2 protein-coding genes and 1 pseudogene are annotated in these 1,519 nt (G+C 60.4%); all 3 read right to left on the bottom strand.

Features of this window, described 5'->3' with window-relative positions; all coding sequences use genetic code 11:
* A pseudogene (locus EN914_RS35160) lies at positions 1-312 on the bottom strand (response regulator transcription factor); the annotation flags it as partial.
* A 223-nt stretch (positions 313-535) separates the two neighbouring features.
* Positions 536-1,123, bottom strand: a complete 588-nt coding sequence (locus tag EN914_RS35155; protein ID WP_050580446.1) for a transglycosylase SLT domain-containing protein — start codon at positions 1,121-1,123, stop codon at positions 536-538.
* Positions 1,053-1,478, bottom strand: a complete 426-nt coding sequence (locus tag EN914_RS35150) for a flagellar hook-length control protein FliK (protein ID WP_245497928.1) — start codon at positions 1,476-1,478, stop codon at positions 1,053-1,055. Before EN914_RS35150 ends, EN914_RS35155 begins: the two co-directional genes overlap by 71 nt.
* Between the last annotated feature and the right edge of the window lie 41 nt (positions 1,479-1,519).

Here is a 1,519-nt window from a genome sequence, read left to right as displayed (position 1 = left end):
ATGGACGGGCTTGCGAATGACGTCATCGACGCCGCTCTCGAACAACCGCAGCGTGTTCTCCAGCGAATGCTGTTCGCTCAGCGCAATCACCGGGGCGCCGGTGCGGTCGCGGATCTGGCGCGGAGAGATGGAACCTTCGCGGCAATCGCCGATGAGGAAGGCCCTGACCGAGCGCAGATCGGTGTCGGCGGCCGAATTCACCCACTCACCGAATTCGCCGGATGCAAAGCCTGCACAGGCGATGCCCTCACGATCGAAAAGTGAATTGTATCCCTCTGTTACGAGCTCGCGCTCGTCAACGATCACAATCATCGGCCCCGCCTTCCGAATCAAATCATTTTCCCCGTGAAGAGAGGCCTATCCGCTGGCGAGAATCCTGAACAACCGTCATTTCTTGTAGCTAGTTTCTTGGGAGTCTGGAATCGTATCGGTTGCATTAGCGTGCAGCCAGATACGCATTCGGCGCCAAGTTTTGGCCAGGCCAGAACAACAATTCGGGGTTGTGTGGTAGGTCTATTAGTAATGGGAAATGCGCTTATGGGTTGCAGAATCCGCGGGCGTTCGCGGTCCATTTTCCAAAGCCGGTGGCGACCATGTTGGCAATGACGCGGCAGACATAGATCTTCTGCGCCGGGTCATTGTCGGGGCCGGCATGATAGCGGGCCACGGCCATCGACCAGGTCTCGTGACGGGCATGAAGGCTGGCCAGGAAGCGCGCCGCATAGTCGACGTTCTGACGTGGGTCGAGCATGTCCTCGACGCTGCGAAAATGCGATGCGTGGTAGTGGTGGTTGATCTGCATGCAGCCGAGATCGATCAGGGTCTTGCCCTCGCGCCGGGCATTGGCGAAGGCGGCAAGGGCCTCGGTCCGGCTCCTGGGAAAGACTGCTTTTCCCTCTATATTCAAAGCGTTGGGTTGAAGGCTGCCCTTGTTGCCGGTCTCCGTCAGGCCAACGGCATAAAGGATGCCGGCGGGAACGCCATAGCGGTCGGCGGCGCGCAGGATTTCCGGCTCGCAAGGGTTGGTCGCGGCTGCGGCAGCTGTCACCGTGCTAGATAAAGATATCGCCGCCAGCGCGCTCGCGAGAAGGCGAAGGGCCGCGGCCGTAGTCCTGCGCGTCATCGTTGCGGTTCCCTGAGGATTGCTGGCCCGGTTGCTGGCCGCCGGCTCCACCATTGCCGCCGCCCGAATTCCCCGGTTGAAAGGATGCTGGATCGCGGCCTGTTGCCGCCGCCAACGGAGCGGTTGTATCCGTCCGAGTTGCAGCGGGAACTGCTACCGAAGGTTGCAGTATCGTGACCTTGTCAACCTCGAAGCCGAGCCCTCGCAGCGACTTGACGATGGCCTCGCTGTCGGCCGACAGCCGACGATAGGCATCGTGTGTTTCAGGCTTCAGCTCAATCGAAAGTTGTTCCCCGGAGAGGCGAAGATTGGCCGTCACCATGCCGAGTTCGGCAGGGTGAAGTTCGATCTTCAACACATGTGTCGGAACGGCAACAGAGCTGGCCAGATGGGTGG

Origin of the sequence: Mesorhizobium sp. M7A.F.Ca.CA.001.08.2.1 (genome assembly GCF_003998455.1) — a bacterium.
Lineage (GTDB): Bacteria > Pseudomonadota > Alphaproteobacteria > Rhizobiales > Rhizobiaceae > Mesorhizobium > Mesorhizobium ciceri.
This window is presented reverse-complemented; position numbering and strand designations above follow the sequence as displayed.